Source organism: Desulfosarcina sp. (genome assembly GCF_041551955.1).
GTDB lineage: Bacteria > Desulfobacterota > Desulfobacteria > Desulfobacterales > Desulfosarcinaceae > Desulfosarcina.
This window is the reverse complement of record NZ_JBFELV010000059.1, coordinates 1-17861: the sequence shown is the minus strand read 5'-3', so window position 1 is coordinate 17861 and position 17861 is coordinate 1. Positions and strand designations below refer to the sequence as shown.

The 17861-nt window shown below is 56.7% G+C and carries 13 protein-coding genes; 8 read left to right on the top strand and 5 right to left on the bottom strand.

Going from position 1 to position 17861, the window contains the following annotated elements:
• Positions 1–240: 240 nt before the first annotated feature.
• The 3 genes from ABYV26_RS06950 (at position 241) to qmoC (ending at position 5084) form a co-directional block, all read left to right on the top strand.
• Positions 241–1518 carry a CoB--CoM heterodisulfide reductase iron-sulfur subunit A family protein gene (locus ABYV26_RS06950; protein WP_372679470.1) on the top strand — a complete coding sequence of 426 codons (1278 nt, stop codon included), beginning with the start codon at positions 241–243 and terminating at the stop codon, positions 1516–1518.
• A 10-nt stretch (positions 1519–1528) separates the two neighbouring features.
• Entirely contained in the window at positions 1529–3865 is a 2337-nt protein-coding gene (locus tag ABYV26_RS06945) for an FAD-dependent oxidoreductase (protein WP_372679468.1), read from the top strand.
• A gap of 70 nt (positions 3866–3935) precedes the next feature.
• Positions 3936–5084 (top strand): quinone-interacting membrane-bound oxidoreductase complex subunit QmoC, encoded by a 1149-nt coding sequence (gene qmoC / locus ABYV26_RS06940; RefSeq protein WP_372679466.1) that lies wholly within the window; start codon positions 3936–3938, stop codon positions 5082–5084.
• A 75-nt stretch (positions 5085–5159) separates the two neighbouring features.
• Here qmoC and ABYV26_RS06935 read toward each other — a convergent pair whose 3' ends face one another.
• The 5 genes from ABYV26_RS06935 to ABYV26_RS06915 form a co-directional block, all read right to left on the bottom strand.
• On the bottom strand, positions 5160–6569 hold the full coding sequence (locus ABYV26_RS06935) for an RsmG family class I SAM-dependent methyltransferase (RefSeq protein ID WP_372679465.1): 1410 nt from the start codon (positions 6567–6569) through the stop codon (positions 5160–5162).
• Between the two features lie 74 nt (positions 6570–6643).
• The gene (locus ABYV26_RS06930; RefSeq protein ID WP_372679464.1) at positions 6644–7522 is read right to left on the bottom strand and encodes a glycoside hydrolase family 26 protein; all 879 of its coding nucleotides are present in this window, start codon (positions 7520–7522) and stop codon (positions 6644–6646) included.
• Positions 7519–9057 (bottom strand): glycosyltransferase, encoded by a 1539-nt coding sequence (locus ABYV26_RS06925; protein ID WP_372679462.1) that lies wholly within the window; start codon positions 9055–9057, stop codon positions 7519–7521. Before ABYV26_RS06925 ends, ABYV26_RS06930 begins: the two co-directional genes overlap by 4 nt.
• A gap of 2 nt (positions 9058–9059) precedes the next feature.
• Positions 9060–11141, bottom strand: coding sequence for a tetratricopeptide repeat protein (locus ABYV26_RS06920; protein ID WP_372679460.1), 2082 nt, complete (start codon positions 11139–11141; stop codon positions 9060–9062).
• A 220-nt stretch (positions 11142–11361) separates the two neighbouring features.
• Entirely contained in the window at positions 11362–12120 is a 759-nt protein-coding gene (locus tag ABYV26_RS06915; RefSeq protein ID WP_372679459.1) for a VPLPA-CTERM sorting domain-containing protein, read from the bottom strand.
• 214 nt (positions 12121–12334) lie between these two features.
• Here ABYV26_RS06915 and ABYV26_RS06910 point away from each other — a divergent pair, with 214 nt between their 5' ends.
• The 5 genes from ABYV26_RS06910 to ABYV26_RS06890 all read left to right on the top strand — a co-directional run bounded on the left by ABYV26_RS06910 (position 12335) and on the right by ABYV26_RS06890 (position 17775).
• Complete coding sequence (locus ABYV26_RS06910) at positions 12335–13102, top strand: RluA family pseudouridine synthase (protein ID WP_372679457.1); 768 nt, start codon at positions 12335–12337, stop codon at positions 13100–13102.
• A gap of 35 nt (positions 13103–13137) precedes the next feature.
• Complete coding sequence (locus tag ABYV26_RS06905) at positions 13138–14283, top strand: cysteine desulfurase family protein (protein ID WP_372679455.1); 1146 nt, start codon at positions 13138–13140, stop codon at positions 14281–14283.
• Positions 14284–14855: 572 nt separating this feature from the next.
• Positions 14856–15503: a peptidoglycan-binding protein gene (locus ABYV26_RS06900; RefSeq protein ID WP_372679453.1), complete on the top strand. Its 648-nt coding sequence runs from the start codon at positions 14856–14858 to the stop codon at positions 15501–15503.
• Between the two features lie 13 nt (positions 15504–15516).
• Positions 15517–16134: a hypothetical protein gene (locus tag ABYV26_RS06895; protein WP_372679451.1), complete on the top strand. Its 618-nt coding sequence runs from the start codon at positions 15517–15519 to the stop codon at positions 16132–16134.
• A 93-nt stretch (positions 16135–16227) separates the two neighbouring features.
• A complete protein-coding gene (locus tag ABYV26_RS06890) occupies positions 16228–17775 on the top strand; it encodes a TolB family protein (protein WP_372679449.1) in 1548 nt (515 codons plus the stop codon).
• Positions 17776–17861 lie beyond the last annotated feature (86 nt).

Here is a 17861-nt window from a genome sequence, read left to right as displayed (position 1 = left end):
CTTTTTCGGGTAGTACCCATCTGGGACGCCGCCACAACGGTTGCCTGCCGCTGCCGTGGGCATTCCCGGATGCTATTGGAGCCTGAAACCGGTATCTGGAGGCCCGGATGTATTCGCAGAGCGGTTTCCAGCTCCCCGTTTCCAGTTTCAATAAACGGGTATTACCCGAAACCAATGGCAGCTTCTTATTTCAATATGTGTTCATGACCTTTTAGAAACGTTGATGCACGGAGGGATAGCATGACAAACGACAAAGCAGCCCCTGCGAGTGGAAGCATGATGGTGGTTGGTGGCGGCATCGCCGGTCTGACCACGGCGATCGAGGCCGCTGAAGTGGGGTATGAAGTGTTTCTGGTCGAAAAGAATCCTTATCTGGGCGGAAGAGTTGCACAGCTGAATCAATACTTTCCCAAGCTTTGCCCTCCGACCTGCGGACTGGAGATCAACTTTCGGCGGATCAAGGACAACCCCAGAATCAAGGTGTTCACCCTGGCGGAGGTGGAGAAGGTCACCGGTACACCCGGCGACTACACCGTCAGCCTAAAGATCAACCCCCGCTATGTGAACGAGAACTGCACCTGCTGCGGCGCCTGCGCCGAAGCCTGCCAGGCCGAGGTGTCCGACGAGTTCAATTTTGGCATGTGCAAAACCAGAGGCGCTTATCTGCCCTTCGATATGGCCTTTCCGGCCAAATTCGTCATTTCACCGCAGATTATCGGCACCGATGACGCTGCCACGGTCAAGGCGGCCTGCAAATACGATGCGGTGGACCTGGAGATGCAGGCCAAGACCGTCGATCTGCCCGTGGGCGCCGTCGTCTGGGCCACCGGCTGGGAGCCTTACGACGCCCACCGCATCGACAACTTGGGCTTCGGCCAGTATGACAACATCGTGACCAACATGATGCTCGAGCGCCTGGCTTCCAAATCCGGACCCACCCAGGGCAAGATCCTTCGTCCGTCCGACGACAAGGCCCCTGAAAGTGTGGCCTTCGTCCAGTGCGCCGGCTCGCGTGACGAAAATCATCTGCCTTATTGCTCATATATCTGTTGCATGGCTTCCCTGAAGCACGCCACCTACATTCGGGAGCAGTATCCCGATACCAAAGTGTATATCTTCTATATTGATATCCGCTCACCCGGAGACCGGTACGAAAAGTTCTACAACAAGATCAAGGAAGATCCGAATGTCATTCTGATCAAGGGGAAAGTTGCCGAAGTCAGCGAAGATCCGGCCACCAAGAACATCACCGTGGTTGCCGAGAATGCAGTCACCGGGGAAAAGATTCATCAGACAGTGGAAATGGCCGTTCTGGCTACGGGTATGCAACCCACTGCCGCCAACGCCAAACTGTCGGCCGATCTGAACATGGATGATAACGGATTTGTCATCAATGACTTCGAAAAAGGCGGTATGTTTGCCGCCGGCTGCGCCAACAAGCCATTAGACGTGATCTCATCCAACCAGAATGCGACCGGCATGGCCCTGAAAGCCATTCAAACCCTGGTGAAAAGGTAGGAGGAAACCCATGGATAAAAAGTATGGTGTATATATCTGCGAAGGTTGTGGCATCGGGGAATCCCTCGATGTGAAGGCCCTGTGCGGGGTCCCGGAAGAAGAGGGTGTGCCGGTCAAAACGCATCCCTTCCTCTGCAGCAAAGGGGGGGTTGATTTTCTGAAGAAAGATATTGCCGACGGCACCAACACCCTGGTCATCGCGGCCTGTTCCCGCCGGGTAAACTTCGATATCTTTCGCTTCGACGGCTGTATCGTGGACCGGGTCAACCTGCGCGAAGGGGTGGTCTGGTCCCATCCGCGCAGCGCGTTTCCGGCGCTGACCGAAGAAGAGAAGCAAGACGAGGACCACTTCGACCGCGTCCAGATGATGGCCGAAGACTACATCAAAATGGGCATGATCCGTGTGGAAAAGATTACCCTTCCCGAACCCTACGAGGTGGAGAATCTGTCCCGAAAAATTTTGGTTATCGGCGGCGGCATCACCGGTATGTCTGCGGCGATTGACGCGGCCAAGACCGGGTACGATGTCACCATCATCGAGAAGACCCCCGCCCTGGGCGGATATGCGGCCAAGGTGAGAAAGCAGACCCCGGTTAACGCGCCCTACGATGCGCTGATTCCGCCGGTGGTGGCGGCCAAGATCGCGGAAGTGGAAGCGCTTCCCAACATCACCGTCAAAACCGAGACTGAGGTTGCCCGGATTGCCGGGCAGCCCGGCGAGTTCACCGTTACCCTTAAAAAACCCGGGGAGAAGATCCCTTTCGACGTTCCCTTTCCGCTGCCCGACGAGATGAAGGTGGACGAAAGCGGCAAGGAGCTGGATGCAGAGAAGCAGCACGAAGCTTACCTGGCCTACAACAAGGGCAAGAATGACATCCTCAAGCTCGACCCGGAGGGCGAACTGTTCGGCGCCGTGATCCTGGCTGCCGGTTGGCGTCCAGACAACCTCAAAGGCGACCAATACGCCCATCTGGGATACGGCGAACTGCCCGACGTGGTCACCAACCATCAGTTCGAAGCGATCGCCAAGGCCGGTAAGATCATTCGCCCCTCCGACGGTAAACCGGCCAAGTCAGTTGTTTTCGTGCAGAGCCCGGGCAAGGACGAATCCGACGGCGACTTTGCCTATGCCGGTGCGGTGACCAGCATGGTTGCGTTGAAGCAGGCCAAGTATGTCCGCGAGGACTACGACGACGGCAAGGCCTTCATTTTCTATCAGCACATGCGTACCACGGGTTTATCCGAGCTTTTTTACAAAGGGTTGCAGCAGGATCCGGGCATTTTCATGACCAAGGGTGCTGTCAAGGCCGTGGCAAAAAACGGAAACGGCATGATCGTGGATGCCGAGAACACCCTGCTGGGCGAGAAGCTGCAAGTGAAAGCGGACCTGGTGGTCCTGGGTGCCGGCATGGTTCCGGTGACCAAGGACGACCCGGTGATCAACCTGGCTTACCGCCAAGGCCCAGGTTTTCGCGATATAGGCCTGTTCAACGGCTACGTGGATTCGAATTTTATCTGCTTTCCCTACGAAACCCAGCGTACCGGTATCTATGCCGCCGGCGCTATCCGCCGATCCATGAGTATGGCCGAGTCCATGGAAGATGCCTCAGGGGCGGCCTTAAAGGCCATTCAGTGCCTGGAATCGGTCAACCGTGGCGTCAGTGTGCATCCGCGCTCCGGCGATATGACCTTTCCGGACTTCTTCTTCCAGCGCTGTACCCAGTGCAAGCGCTGCACGGAGGAGTGCCCCTTCGGTGCCCTCGACGACGATGAAAAGGGCACACCCAAGCCCAACGCCACACGCTGCCGCCGCTGCGGCACCTGCATGGGGGCCTGCCCCGAGCGCATCATCGGATTTGCCGACTACAATATCGACAGCGTCGGCTCCATGGTCAAGGCTGTAAGTGTGCCGTCCGAGGACGACTATACGGAACCGCCATACCGCATCCTGGGATTGGTTTGCGAAAACGATGCCTACCCGGCCTTGGATATGGCCGGTCTCAACCGGCTGTCCTACTCGGCGGACGTCCGTCTGATTCCGATCCGTTGCCTGGGCTCCATGAACGTGATCTGGATCAAGGATGCCCTGTCCCAGGGCATGGACGGCGTCTTTCTGCTGGGTTGCAAACACGGTGACGACTACCAGTGCCACTTTGTCAAAGGCTCCGAACTGGCCGAGATCCGGATGAAGAAAATCGGTGATGCCCTGGCCAGCCTGGCGCTCGAAAACGAGCGGGTGGCCCAGTTTGAAGTGGCCATCGACGACTACGACAAGATTCCGCAGATCATCAATGGTTTCGTGGAATCCATCGAGGCACTGGGCCCCAACCCGTTCAAGGGCTTCTAATTGTGATACGATGGAGAGGCGGTGATCACCGCTTCTCCCACCTATTTTTTGCCAAGTGAGGAGGTAACCCATGGCAGATACATATCTGGTCGATCCCGATGTGGGGTTTATCAACGAAGTGAGCAGGCTAGGTGGTGCCGATGTCAAAAAGTGCTATCAGTGCGCCACCTGCTCAGTAGCCTGCCCCATTTCCCCGGATACCAAGCCGTTTCCCAGAAAGGAGATGATCGCCGCATCCTGGGGGTTGAAGGACCGGTTGATCGGCAGCGGCGATGTCTGGCTGTGCCACAACTGCGGCAACTGCTCCACCCTGTGCCCCCGCGGCGCCCAGCCGGGTGACGTATTGGCGGCGGTGCGTGCCGCTGCGGTCATCGATTATGCAACTCCCAAGGCCCTGGCCAAAATGGTCAGCGACCCCAAAAAACTGCCCATTCTGCTGGCCATTCCTGCCGTTATTTTCCTGGTTGTGGGCCTGCTGCTCAAGATGGTGGGTGTGGACTGGCTCAATTTCAACCCCACCGGCGACGACCTGTGGCAGGCGGATTACATCAACAACTACCTGGTGGACATCATCATGATCCCCACCTTTTTCGGTGCCGTGGCGGTGTTTGCCCTGGGGCTGAAGCGCTTTTTGGCCGCCATTCACAGCGATGCGGTCAAGGAAGGCAAAACCGACAAGGAGAAAATCGATCCGGCCGGGTTCGTTCAGGCGTTGATCCGGACCGTGCCCACGATCCTGAAGCACGAGAAATTCAATGAATGCACCGAAAACCGGGACCGGTCGACGGCCCACATGATGGTGCTGTTCGGCTTCATCGGCTTGTTTATTGTCACTAACGCTTTTTTCGCCGCCGAGTGGGTTTTCCACATTGAAGGGCCATACCGCCAGATCAACCCGGTCAAGTGGCTGGGCAATCTTGGTGGCATCTTGCTGATCATTGGCGGTTTCCTGCTGCTGAAAGCCCGCCTGGCCAAAAAAGATCAGGCGTCCAGCTACTGGGATTGGTATCTGATTGGATTGGTACTGGCCCTGGGCGTAACGGGCATGCTGACCCAGATGCTGCGTTTGGGTGGGATGTACGACCTGTCGGCAGTTGTCTATTTTGTGCACCTGCTTTTCATCTGGGGCCTTTTCGCCTACACGCCGTTTTCCAAACTGGCCCACATTGTCTACCGCACGGTGGCCATGACCTACAACGAGTACAGCGGACGAAAATAGTCAGAATTATTCAATGGGGTGTTAATATCAAAAAGGGGAGCGCAAGCTCCCCTTTTAAATGTCTGGTCGAGGGTGCTACCGCCGACGCCATTCATAGAGGGCGATGGCCGTGGCCACCGCCGCGTTCAGCGATTCCACGCCTGGCGCCATGGGAACGGCCACGGTATTGGCCTGCCAACGGGAAGGCAATCCGGGGCCTTCCATGCCGGGAAGCAGGCAGAAGGATTGGGGAAATTGGGTCTGGGCCAGCGTTCGGCCCGATGGGGCGAGAGCGATAACCGGCAAATCCTGTGGAATCTCGGACAAAGAAGGGCCTTGAAACAGCCCCGCCGCCAAGACGGTTCCGGCCGAGGCGCGGACCGCCTTGGGATGGAAGGGATTGGCGCTTTCGGCGAGCAGAACGATTCGATCCACGCCGAATGCCACGGCAGAGCGAACCACGGCACCCACATTTTCCGGGTCTTGAAACGGAACCAGCAGGCTGCATCCGTCAAGCGGGCCGTCCTCCGGCCGCCAGGGGGCGGGTGTGGGAATATCGAAGAGAACGATGGGGTGTTTGGTCCCGAACGTGTCCAACGTCTGAAACAGTTCGGGTGCTAGTTGAATCCATTCCAACCGACCGGAAGCATCCGATGGCGGCAGCTGGCGGCTGCCGCTGCCGATCCAGGCCAGGCAGCGCTCCGGGGCCTGCTTCATGGCCTCGGCCACCAGACGGGGCCCGCATACCAGGGTTTGCCCCTGTTTCTTGACCCCGCGTCCGCCCAGGAGTTTTTTCAGATCCTTGAAAATGGCGTTGCTCTCGCTTTCGATGACCCGTATGCGATGCTTTTGCCTCATTTGCCTGGCGCTCCCGGCAGAGAACGGCTTGACCGTTCGCCGAAAGACCACCAGCCGGCGTCGATGGGGGGTATGGGGGATCTGGTAGGGGATGTCGTCGGCCAGTTCATAGGTCGACGCGAAGGTTTTCGACGCCTTTTCGATCTCCTCGTCGCAGCGCGGCCCTTTCATAAAGATAGCCAAGCCGTCCTGCATGAGGCAGCCGGCAACGCGCGCCAAGGTATCGGCGATGGGTTCGACGGCCCGGGTGATCACGCCGGCCACCGGTCGGTCGAAGTCCGGGGCAATCCCCCGATCCACCACATCGAGACCGGGCAGGCCCACATCGGCGGCGGCCTTTTTTAAAAATTCTATTCGGTTCTGCCGGCTCTCGGCCAGCAGGATATGAAGGTCCGGCCGAAAGATTTTGAGCGGGATTCCCGGCATGCCGGGACCCGTGCCCAGATCCAGCAAGGGTGAGGGCAATGGTGCGTGCAGGGCCGGCAGGATGGAATCCGCGTAGAGCTTGAGCACCATGTTTTCAAAATTGCGCACCCGGGTGAGGTTCAGTTCCGCATCGTGTCGCCGCAGCAGCTGGTGGTAGATCCACAGCTGGTTGAGCTGGGAGGTCGCCAGATGGATGTTGCAGCGTTTGAGCAGGGCATCCATTTTTTCGGGCCCCGGCGATGATTGCTTAACGGAACGGCCCTCGGCATTTGTGGAAGGTCTCGTCAACCTTTGATTCAACGGTTGCTCCTGCTCACTGCTTTCCTGAACGCATTGAAGGCCCGCAAGGAAGAATCGATTCGCCAGTCACACTCTTTGTCGGCATCGAACCAGACCATCAACTTAATGCGCGCAAAACGGTTTTTCAACCCATGAAATGCATGTTCGATCCACTCGGCCTTGTCTCCTCCCATTTCGCTGCAGGCGGTCTCGGCAATCATGATGGGTCGATGGCTCAAGGCGGTAAGGGATTGGTAGGCTTCCCGGAATATTCGATCGAATGATTGCCACCCGACCTCGGGCCTTGTCGTCCCCCAGTTGTAACCGTCCAACGCCACCCAATCCACAGCATCGTCACCCGGGAAATAATGTCGCATGGCATTGTCATCGGTATGGGGATAGGACGTCGCATAGGGGCTCCACACCCACTGCAGATCAGAAAACGCATATCTGCCGACCAGATTCCGGAGGTAATGCCAGACCGGCACGAATTGGCTGACGCGGTTGTGATTGACACAGCCGCACCATGGATACCAATTGCCGTTCATTTCATGCATGGGGCGTAGGTATATGGTTTGGGGAAACCCGGCCAGGGTTTGAGCGAAATTCATGATATAGTCGTCATATCTCCCCGAGAGCACCTGGCTCAGCGAAAAATCCGGTTGTTCCCAGGAACGGTTGTTGACAAGGGGAAGTCGCCAGGGTTCCCAGGTCAGCAGGATATCACGGCGTGATCCTTTAAGGCGTTCCAGCCAAGGCCGGTCTGCTTCGATATTGCAATCGTTCCAGGCCCGGTAGACTGAAATGAGGTTAATGGTCCGCCCAATCGCTTTTTCGGCTACGGACAAGCCGTCCGCATCCAGAATTTCATGCAAGCGATAAATGCCCAGCTTCACGAATCGATCCGCGGGGGAAAAAAGCTCAGAAAAATAAACCGTGACAAGACGGAAATGGTCCAGGAGGCCCAGAACAGATTGACGGCCAGAAACCAGAAATCGTTTTTAATGGTGAGAACCCCATAGATCATGGCGATCGTCGACAGACCGGTCAAAACCAGATGGGGCCAGCATTTTCTGATGCGACGACCAATCCCGTATGGCTGACTGACTTTCTGGGTCACCGTGTAAGCGGGCAACTTTTTTCGACTGGTCAGCGCCGAAAGCGTGGCTCGAAAATAGACGGCGAATAGGCCGGCCTGGGCTTGAAATATCTTAAACGTGTGGTGCCGATCGGTACTGATTTTATTGGATACGATATAGAGCAGCAAGTAGGGCAGCCTGGCAATGAAATACCGCCAGAAAGGCTCCTGCAGCATGAATTTATGGGTAAATAGCGCCCATATGGGCAGGATGAAAAAAATCGGCAGAAAAAGGCCAAAGGCAAAGTAATGATACCCGAAATGAAAATATTGAATTTTCTGATAAAAACTGAGGCCTCGCTTGAAGAAAGGATTGTCCCAGAAGAAAATCCTCAGTGAATCCACCGCCCATTGCCAGCGCTGTTTGACATGATCGACGACGTCCACCGGTGCCGTACCCGTGGTATAGCCGACCCCATGATAGACGGATCGCCAGCCATGGTCGTGAAGTAAAAGGGAGGTGTGCAGGTCCTCCACGACGTTCCAGCTGGAGAACCCGCCAATCGACGACAAGGCCGATCTCCGGTACATGACCCCACTGCCACAGGAAATGGCTGCGTTATCATAGTCTTTTCCCGCTTGCATCACCTCGTAGAAAACGACATCGGCGTTGCCCCAGGGATCATCGTGCGGCAAAACGAAGCGCTGCTTCGTCTGCACAAAACCGATCTTCGGCAGCGAAAAATAGGCGATCACCCGGTCGATAAGATCCGGCTGGGGCACCTGGTCCGCATCCAGGGTCAAAATCAGGTCTCCCGTGGAATGTGCCAAACCGAAATTGAGGTTGCCGGCCTTGCGGTTTTCATGGGTGGATCGGCACAAATAACGCACCCCCAGACGATCACAACACGTTTTGACTTCAGGGTCCTCCCCGTCATCGAGCACATATACGGTTTTTTTGAGATACCTGATCGCCATGGCCGCCCCGACGGTGGTTTCGATAATCTTTATGGGTTCACCGCACACGGGGATGAAGAGATCGACGCTGAAATCGATCTTTTCTATCGGCGGTCCCTCAGGCCGATGAAACCGCTTGTTCCACAGCACATTGGCCCACAGCAAAAAGAGAATCAGGAAAACCGCCTCTGTCAGCAGAAACGGAATGGCCATATACCAATACTGCCACTGGGCATTGGCCACACACCAGATCAGATAATACATGGCAGCGATAAATACGGCGATGAGAAATATCTGCCCGGCAAGCCGCTGGCGACGTTTTTCCCGTTCAGCGTAGCGCCGGTAGGCGCGCCGACCGGTAAGGTCGTCCAGCCAGTCTCGAAAATGCGTTGCCATCGTCAAAACCTGTAATCGAATTTAAACATTACATTGTTCGCCCAGAAATATCCCGTGGTGTCCACGCGGTCGACGCCCCTGTTCTGATAGTACCCGCGGGCATCGATGCGAAAGGTCATATCTTGCTTAAACCGCCACCCTACGAATGCGGACAGATAGGTACCAGTGCCGTTGCTTTTGGGGATATAAGAGAGGGCCCCCTCACTGCCGTAAAACCAGCGCTCACCGTTGTCATGACGGAACACCAGCCGCAGGGTATGGGTTTCAAAATTAATCGGATCGTAGTACGCCGATTCGACCCGATCGTTTTCACGGTAGAGCGGCGCGGGATCTCGGTAGTCCAGGTAAAAATAGTTATAGGCCATGCGCCAGTCGGGCTGGAGGGAGAACCGGTATCCCGCCTCACTGCTGAGGTAATGCTTTTGGTTGTCATCGGAATAGTCCGCGTAGCGGTAGTCACATGAAAAGGAAAGCCTGGGCAGCGGCAGGTAGTCGAGCCGCAGGCCATATTCATCGGCGGTAATATGCATGCCCACCGAACCGATGGTGACGGTGTGGCTGTAAGCCATGTTTTCAAAAGGACCCGTGGTGTCGATGACATCCACATGCCGAAAATGGGGTTGGATGGACAGTTCGGGAGTCATCTGGAAAGCCAGTCCCAGTTCCCCATTCAGCGAATTGTGGTCGTTGTCGTAGTTATTTCCGGAAAGCCCGGTTGTCAGCAGGAGGCGCTCTGAGACCCCTTTCCGGGCCCCCACAAGGAAGGTGTTCCGAAAGACATCTTCAAACCCGCTTTGAAAAAAACCTGAGAACCGGTAGCCTGCATTCAGCCGCCAGTCGTCGCCCATGTGCCAACCGCTTTCCAGCCCCATATCCGTTCTGGAAAAATCAGAGGAATTACTGTAAAAATCCGCAATCCCGCTCAGATGGGGTGCCGTGTACTGCTTAAGCCGTTTTTGCTGAACACGCATTCGCGGGTCTTCGATGGCGTTCTCCCACTGGTGCAAGGTGCGTCGCGCCTCCGCGTCGCGCCCGGTGTAGATGGAGGTCTCCGTCATTCCCCACAGTGCGTCGGGATGAAGCGGGTATTCCTTCAGGATCTGGGCGTAGATCGGCTGGGCGTTTTGGATATGCCCGCTGAAGTGACGCGCCCTGGCCCTGGCCAGCAAACCGGTTAACCGGTCGTTTTTTTCGGCAGCAATGGATTCCGCCATTTCGATGGCCCGTTGATCCTCATGCTGCCGGGCTAGCACTTCAGCCAGTTTTCTGCGACCGGCGGCCGCCTGGGGATAAAGCGCCAGTGACTTTTCCAGCAAGGCCTGCGCCTCCGGCAGGCGCTCATCGGCAACCAGAACGTCGGCCCATTCGATGTTTAAAAATGCGTTTTCGGGAGACCGATCGTTCAGCGCAGCATATTCGTGCGCGGCGCGGTCAAGCGCTCCTGACCAGAAAAGCGCCCTGGCCAGGAATAAATGGGTTTTCAAATCAAGTTCACCCTGGTCGCGAAGATCCTCTGCCAGGGCGATGGCACTGGCCAGCGCGCCCTGATCGAGACAGACTTCCACCAGTGCGCGTTGATGGGTCAGTGCGTCCGATCCCGAAGCGATATCGTTTTTCAACCGATTAATTTTTTTATGGTTTTCTTCGTACCGATGCCACCGGATTTGTTCAAAGGCGCCTGGCATATCAATGGCGGTGATGGGAAAGCGCCGTTTATACATATCCAGGGAGGCTTCCAGTTGCCCCAACACCTGACGGTTCCAGGCCAGGCCCAGATATAGGGCGGTTTTTTCCTTGTCGTCGGCAAGGGGCATCAGGCGGCTGAATACATCGGCGGCTTCTTCGGAAAATCCGTAGCGGGTCAAAAACCAGGCATAATGAGAGAGGAACCCCTGGTTAGTCGGAGACTCGGCCAGTGCGGCGATATACCGTTCGCGGGCTTCATAGATTCTCAATTGCCGCTCATCGTCCAACCCCTGCTTGAAGATCTGATAGGCCCGTGAATCATCCGAGGCATGGCTAAGGGGATTGATTATCAGCAGAATGGCAAGGATCAATAAGCCGAGCGGTTTGCAGGTGGTCACGCTTTTTCCTTATCATCGGCACTGCAATGGGCACGTGGTCTGAGATCGATTCGAAAATGCACGATTAGAGATCTGGCTGATCCTGCGAAACGATTATCGGAACAGGACCGAAGAAGTCGGCACGGAATTTTAATGGATTTTCGACATGGGTCATCGGCTGCCGGACCCATCAAATCCGTCGGGCCGCAGATGCACCATAAAGACTATCCAAGGGTACCGATCAATCGATCCCGTTTTTGCGGAAGCGCCGTCCTCCGACCAGTGCGGCCATGCCAGAGCCAAACAGCAGCCATGCCGCCGGCAGGGGTACCGCCTGTATATTGAGGGTGACACTGCCTGTATTGTCGAGTGAATTGCTGTCGTTGATGTAAAAGTGTAGATCCGCATCGTGGAGGAGGTTCAATGATGCGGTAATCTTGTCGTAGGCGGCTAATGCCTCTGCGCTGCTCTCATGCTGCGTGTCGCCATCGCCGAAAGGCAGGTCTTGTCCGTCGGAAGTCCATAATTGTACGTAGGCGTTCCACAAATTACCTCCGGCATACTTTGACTCTGGTGCGTCGTAGCCCTTTAGATTGTATGATTCAGAGCCTGGATCGAGGCTGATCGTGTATTGGCCAGCCGGAAGGCTGAGGGTCTTATAGATGGGAGTGACGAGGTCGGAGAACACATTGCCGCCGGACTGGATTTCATACTCCCCCAAACCGGGATCGCTGCCTGCGGCTCCAATCTGGTCATCGGAAAGATCGGCAACCAAATCGGCAAAATCGTTCCACGTTGTTATTGCATCGCTGTTGCCACCGGACCACACAATATCGTTGTCAGCGTCCAAAATCTTCAGATAGGGTTGACCCAGCGGCTCGAAGGACCATCCTGCGTTTTCCACGGCATCGAGGGTCACCGTCATTGCTTCGGCTGCAGGCACCATGAATAAAACCACAAGGGTAATTGAAATGATGTTCGCGGTATTCTTGAACCTCATATTTCTACCTTTTTTTCGCCGCTGTCTAAAATTTGAAATTTTAATAGTTTTTTCGATATATTATATTTGAACTACCATCGTCAAGCCTATGCGTTAAAAAATGACAAGAAATGGTGTACTCGGCTGCCGATGTGTGGCAAGAAGAAAATTGCATCAAGCGGCAGGAAGGCCGGAACCCTGCACCCATATCCACACCAACAAGCCGGATGGCCCGATGGAAACCAATCCTTGCAATACCCTACCGCCATGCTTCTTTGATCCCCGCTGGCCGGTAATATACGAGGACAACCATCTGCTGGCGGTCTATAAACCATCGGGGCTGCTGGTGCAAGGGGATCGTACCGGTGACGTCTGCCTGCTGGACCTGGGCAAACGCTGGCTAAAGGCGCGTTACCACAAGCCGGGCAACGTTTTTCTGGCCATGGTTCATCGACTGGACCGGCCGGTGGCCGGGGTGGTCCTGTTCGCCCGCACCTCCAAAGCAGCCGGTCGTCTTTCCAGGCAGTTCCGGGAACGGTCGGTCGATAAGCATTACCTGGCCGTGGTTGGCGGATCGGTTTCCGAGGAAGCTGGCCGGCTGATCAATCACATCGAACGCCGGGACCGCCTGAGCCGGGTGGTACCGACACCCACGGATCGCAGCCAGGAGGCCCGACTTCACTACACGGTCCTCGGCAGGGATTCCGGCAAGAGCCTGTTGAAGGTTTCCCTGGAAACCGGCCGGCGTCACCAGATCCGCATTCAGCTGGCCCACATGGGGCACCCGATCCTGGGGGACCTGCGCTATGGTGCCGAGGCACCGCTCCCCGAGCGGCAGATCGCCCTGCTGGCCCACCAGTTGGCCGTGGAACACCCCACGCAAGGTGACCGTTTGCTGTTCGCCAGTCCGATCCCCCAACAATGGCCCTGGCCGGATATCGGACCGCCATGCAGTCAAGCCCCTCCCTGGGACTGGCGTGCCTTTGATCCGATCATCCGTTAACATAAAATCCCAACGCCAAGGATCGGGGTTCTATCATGGTTCAACCCATCTATTTGGACTACAACGGCACCACCCCCCATGACCCGGAAGTGATCGCGGTCATGCGGCCATTTTTGGAAACCGAATTCGGCAACCCGTCGAGTTCACACTGGTACGGCATCCGGCCCAAGCGGGCCGTCGAGGCTGCCCGGCGGCAGGTGGCCGGTCTGCTGGGCTGCCAGCCGGAAGAGGTGTTCTTCACCTCAGGCGGCACCGAGTCCAACAATCACGCCATCAAAGGCATGGCCCGTGCAACCCAGGGAAAAGGCCGCCATCTCATCACCAGCACCGTGGAACACCCAGCGGTGCTGGACGTGTGCCGCTACCTAAAACAGGAAGGCTTTGAGACCACCTTTGTTGATGTCGATGATGCCGGGATGGTCAGCGTTGACGACCTGGCTGCCGCCATCCGGCCGGACACCATTTTGATTTCCGTCATGCATGCCAACAACGAGGTCGGAACAGTTCAGCCGATCGAGGAAATCGCCAGGATCGCCAGGCAAAAAGGGATCTGCATGCACACCGATGCGGCCCAGAGTCTCGGCAAGATCGCCGTCGATGTTCAATCGATGAACGTAGATATGCTTTCTGTGGCCGGGCATAAACTATACGCCCCCAAGGGAATCGGCGCCCTTTACGTGAGAAAAGGGATGCTGCCCGAAAAATTCTGCCATGGGGCGGGCCAGGAGATGGGTTGGCGGGCCGGCACCGAAAACGTCATGGCGATCGTCGGATTGGGTAAGGCCTGCGAGATGGCCGACCGCAGCCTGGATCATGCCGGCCGCCACCTGAAGGCCATGCGGGACCGGCTGCACACAGGCCTGGCCGATGGTCTGGTGGAGATGCGCCTCAACGGCCACCTTGAGCGCCGTCTGCCCAACACCCTGAGCCTTTCTTTCAAGGGGCTGGAGGCCAACCGCATTCTGGAGGAGATCGGTCTGGAGGTGGCCGCCTCGGCCGGCGCCGCCTGTCATTCAGACACCGTGACCCTCTCCCACGTTCTCGAGGCCATGCGGGTACCCGTGGAATGGGCCAAGGGCACGGTGCGCTTTTCCACGGGACGGATGACCACCGCCGAGCAGATCGATCGTGCGGTCGCTGTTGTGGCCAAGGCCGTGAAACGGCTGGGACAACTCTCCTAAAGGCCGGTCTGACGGTATTCGAGTTCTCAGGACGGTGATAAAGGTTCTGCCGGATGCCCCCAGACATGGGGCGCGTGGCATCCGGTATCGTGTGTATCCGCTGGTATCCGTTTAAAATCCTCCTTTTCCCACTCAACTGCAGTCCAAACGGCTCTTCATTTAGTTTAAAAAATATTCTCAACTCGGGGCCAAGGTTGGCCGATAGTGAGGATGTTCTCTTGCAGCACGAGTGCTCACAACAATTACGGGTCAGCGCTCCATCGAAAAGTGAGCGAGACATGGTATCGATTGCAAGGGTTGAACCCCGATAGCGCTCACATTGCCCGCCGCTCGTCGGCTACGCGGGGAGGATTCAATCAGAGGCAAGGTCCCTATCTTGAGAAAATTGTTTTGCCATCGTCCAAATTGAGAAAGGAGACTCAATTGTGAATTGGAAACGGAGCCTGATTAGACTCGGATTAATCGGCTGTTTGCTTGTATCTTGTGGCTGCGTAAAGACGGTAACGGGCCAATACTACAACTTGCGGGCCGACCAGCTTTACGGAAAAAATCAGAAGCGGGAGGCTTTTGAGATGTATTATCAATCGGCTCAGCAGGGTGTGGCCGAATCTCAGTACATGGTTTCTCAGATGCTTCTTTTTGGAGATGGTGTTCAAACCAATTCGATCGAGGGCATGCATTGGCTGGAAAAAGCCGGCCAACAGGATCATGCCGAAGCGGCCAGGGATTTAGGGATCTATCTTCTCAATGGAGAATTCGACCGGCCGCCGGACCCCCAGCGAGGTGTCTGGTTTCTTGAGCGAGCAGCCGCCGGAAAAGACACCTTCTCCATGCTGACCCTGGGGTACCTTTATTTAACCGGGTATGGCGTGACCCGTGATACCCAGACTGCCGCCTACTGGTACGGCCAGGCGGCGCAATATGGAGAACCTGTGCCGCAGGCGTGGCAGGATGCACACATACTGGCGGCAACGAAAGCCCCTGCGCCATTCGACGCCAAATCAGATCAGCGGGCGCGCGTCAAACGTGCACAGACCGGTTTGAAAGCCCTGGGTTATTACAAAAGCGGTGTAGACGGCCTTGCCGGCCCCGGTACCCTCGCCGCCGTCAGGCAGTTTCAGAAGGATCAGCAGTTGGAGGCCAACGGCCGGATCGATGTGGCCCTGATGCGCCGCCTGTACCGCCAAATTGTTTTTCAACCCATTTCAGGCCGCATGTAAGGAGGTTGCCGCAATGATGAAAATTGGTGTATCGACCCTGACCGTTCTATGTGCATTGGCCGTCCTCTTCGATCCCAGCGGGCTTCAGGCGAGTGTCATCGGTGAGCACATGCAGCAGATGGAGAAGACAAAAGCACAAAAAATGAAGGAACTGAGCCGACTTGAAGCGTTGGAGAACATTGTCGCCAATGAGATCGGAACCGCCAAAGCTGAAATGGCCCAGAATATGTCCAACAACGTTCAGCAGGTGGGAAAATCAAAGGTCAGTCCCGAAGGATTGGTGATGACCAGCAACGGGGTGGTGCACACCCCCAAACAGGACTGGGAGCTGAACGTCGATAAACTCCGTCAAGAGTATAAGAATGCCGGCATCTATACTCAGGATGAAATCGATACGATCGTCGAGTTCCACAAGGCATATGTCAAGAATCGGGGATTCACGGCGGGCATTGCCGAACAGTTGGCCAGGGTGGCCGAGGCCAAAGCCCAGCAGAGAACCATCCAGAAATACATTGCCCTCAAGAAACAGGAAATCGAGCAGCTGGAAAATGCCCTCCAGGGAAGCTCGCCTGATGCCAGTTCCGCCGCCAGCGAGGGCGGTGGTGGCGGTGGCGGTGGTGGCGGCTATTAGCGACGGATTCATTGGAATCGGCGTAAGGCTCACGGAACCCCATGCGGCTTGCATGCCTCTCCTTTGGCGGTGGTAGATATGGTGCATCGTTCAATGCATAAAAGCATTTTTCTTCTGCTGGCGATGATGGTTGGGTTCGGCTGCGCCGGCTGCCAACACCGGAGCCGGGCCGGGGGGGAGGCGCAGTTGTTAGCTGCGGTTGACCTTCAAGCACAGATGGCCGCGCTGGAGGTCATGGAGCCGCCCACCAACGCGGTTTACCCGATTGATCTGGCTGCGCCGATATTTCACTGGCAGGGGCCTGAATCCGGCCGCTGGCTGCTGAGGGTGGCTTCTTCGTCATCGGGTCCGCCGCTCTTTCTGGTCGCTTCCAACAATCCATGGGTTCCTTCGTCGACAGATTGGTCGCGGATCAAAAAACTGGATCCGGGGATGCCGCTCGCGTTGACGGTTTTTCAACTGAACGACAATCAGGCGGTTGCCCGGGGTTCGGTTCGTTTTACGGTCTCCCCCGTACCGCTGGGCTGCAGGGTGGTTTACCAGGAATTGCCGGTACCCTTCCGGTATGCGGAGAAGCATGTGGCGCAATTTCGTTGGCGTTCCTTTAGGCCGGATGTCTACGATTCTCCGGAAACCGTTTTGGAAAAAGTTCCCTATTGCGCCAATTGTCATACCTTCTCCCAAGATGCCTCTGTCTTCGGGCTGGATATGGACTACCGGGGAGACCGGGGGGGATACGTGCTGGCCGACGTATCCAAAAGGATGGACCTTCGGCGCTCCGACGTTTTCTCGTGGAATGATTATCTGCCGGGTCAGGGCCAGGTCAGCCGCGGATTGTTTGCCAAGATTTCGCCCGACGGCGACACCGTCGTCGCCACGGTCAAAGAACGGCCTTTCCTGGTGCGCATCGACGATCCGGCATATTCTCAACTCTTTTTCCCCTTGAGCGGTCATCTGGCCTATTACTCCCGCCACACCGGCGACGTGCTGGCCTTGCCGGGCGCCGACGACCCTGACGTGGTGCAGACCAGCCCGGCCTGGAGCCCCGATGGCCAGACGATCACCTTCGCACGGGCGATTACGCCTAAAAAACTCTGGGCGGCGCTGGGGCAGAAGAAGCTGCTCGATGCACTCCCCGGAGAGGACATTCACACACTGAACCAGAAGTATCGCATGCGGTTTGATTTATGGCAGGTGCCATTTGCCGATGGGGCCGGCGGACGGGCCAGACCGCTGGCCGGCGCCAGCATGAACGGCAAGAGCAACTATTTTCCGCGCTACACTCCGGACGGCCGCTGGATCATCTTCTGCCAAAGCGACACCGGCCTGGTCTCCCAGCCCGGCAGCCGCCTGATGATCGTACCGGCCCAGGGCGGCAAGCCGAGGCTCATGGCCTGCAATCGCCCTGAGCTGAATTCGTGGCACAGTATTTCCCCCAACAGCCGCTGGATGGTTTTTTCGTCCAAACCTGACGAGGGAATCCATACTCGGGTTTACCTGACCCACCTGGACGAATCTGGACGGGATTCCCCGGCCGTTTATCTGCATCGCATCGGCAGCCCCAATTTTGCCGCTATTCTGCCGGAGGCTGTCGAACTGCCCATGCAGTCATTCCAACAGGTGCGGCTGGTGGAACCATGAGCGTTGGCCAACCTGCGCCTGCCGGTTAGAATGGTGAGCGGATCGATCATGGCCGCCAGAAGAACACAACCCGTGCACCCCGGCCG

What these genes read in the sequence shown, in the direction of transcription:
- ABYV26_RS06950 (WP_372679470.1), top strand. Translation starts at nt 241, where the DNA reads ATGACAAACGACAAAGCAGCCCCTGCGAGTGGAAGCATGATGGTGGTT.
- ABYV26_RS06945 (WP_372679468.1), top strand. Translation starts at nt 1,529, where the DNA reads ATGGATAAAAAGTATGGTGTATATATCTGCGAAGGTTGTGGCATCGGG.
- qmoC (WP_372679466.1), top strand. Translation starts at nt 3,936, where the DNA reads ATGGCAGATACATATCTGGTCGATCCCGATGTGGGGTTTATCAACGAA.
- ABYV26_RS06935 (WP_372679465.1), bottom strand. Translation starts at nt 6,569, where the DNA reads ATGGATGCCCTGCTCAAACGCTGCAACATCCATCTGGCGACCTCCCAG.
- ABYV26_RS06925 (WP_372679462.1), bottom strand. Translation starts at nt 9,057, where the DNA reads ATGGCAACGCATTTTCGAGACTGGCTGGACGACCTTACCGGTCGGCGC.
- ABYV26_RS06915 (WP_372679459.1), bottom strand. Translation starts at nt 12,120, where the DNA reads ATGAGGTTCAAGAATACCGCGAACATCATTTCAATTACCCTTGTGGTT.
- ABYV26_RS06910 (WP_372679457.1), top strand. Translation starts at nt 12,335, where the DNA reads ATGGAAACCAATCCTTGCAATACCCTACCGCCATGCTTCTTTGATCCC.
- ABYV26_RS06905 (WP_372679455.1), top strand. Translation starts at nt 13,138, where the DNA reads ATGGTTCAACCCATCTATTTGGACTACAACGGCACCACCCCCCATGAC.
- ABYV26_RS06900 (WP_372679453.1), top strand. Translation starts at nt 14,856, where the DNA reads ATGTATTATCAATCGGCTCAGCAGGGTGTGGCCGAATCTCAGTACATG.
- ABYV26_RS06895 (WP_372679451.1), top strand. Translation starts at nt 15,517, where the DNA reads ATGATGAAAATTGGTGTATCGACCCTGACCGTTCTATGTGCATTGGCC.
- ABYV26_RS06890 (WP_372679449.1), top strand. Translation starts at nt 16,228, where the DNA reads ATGCATAAAAGCATTTTTCTTCTGCTGGCGATGATGGTTGGGTTCGGC.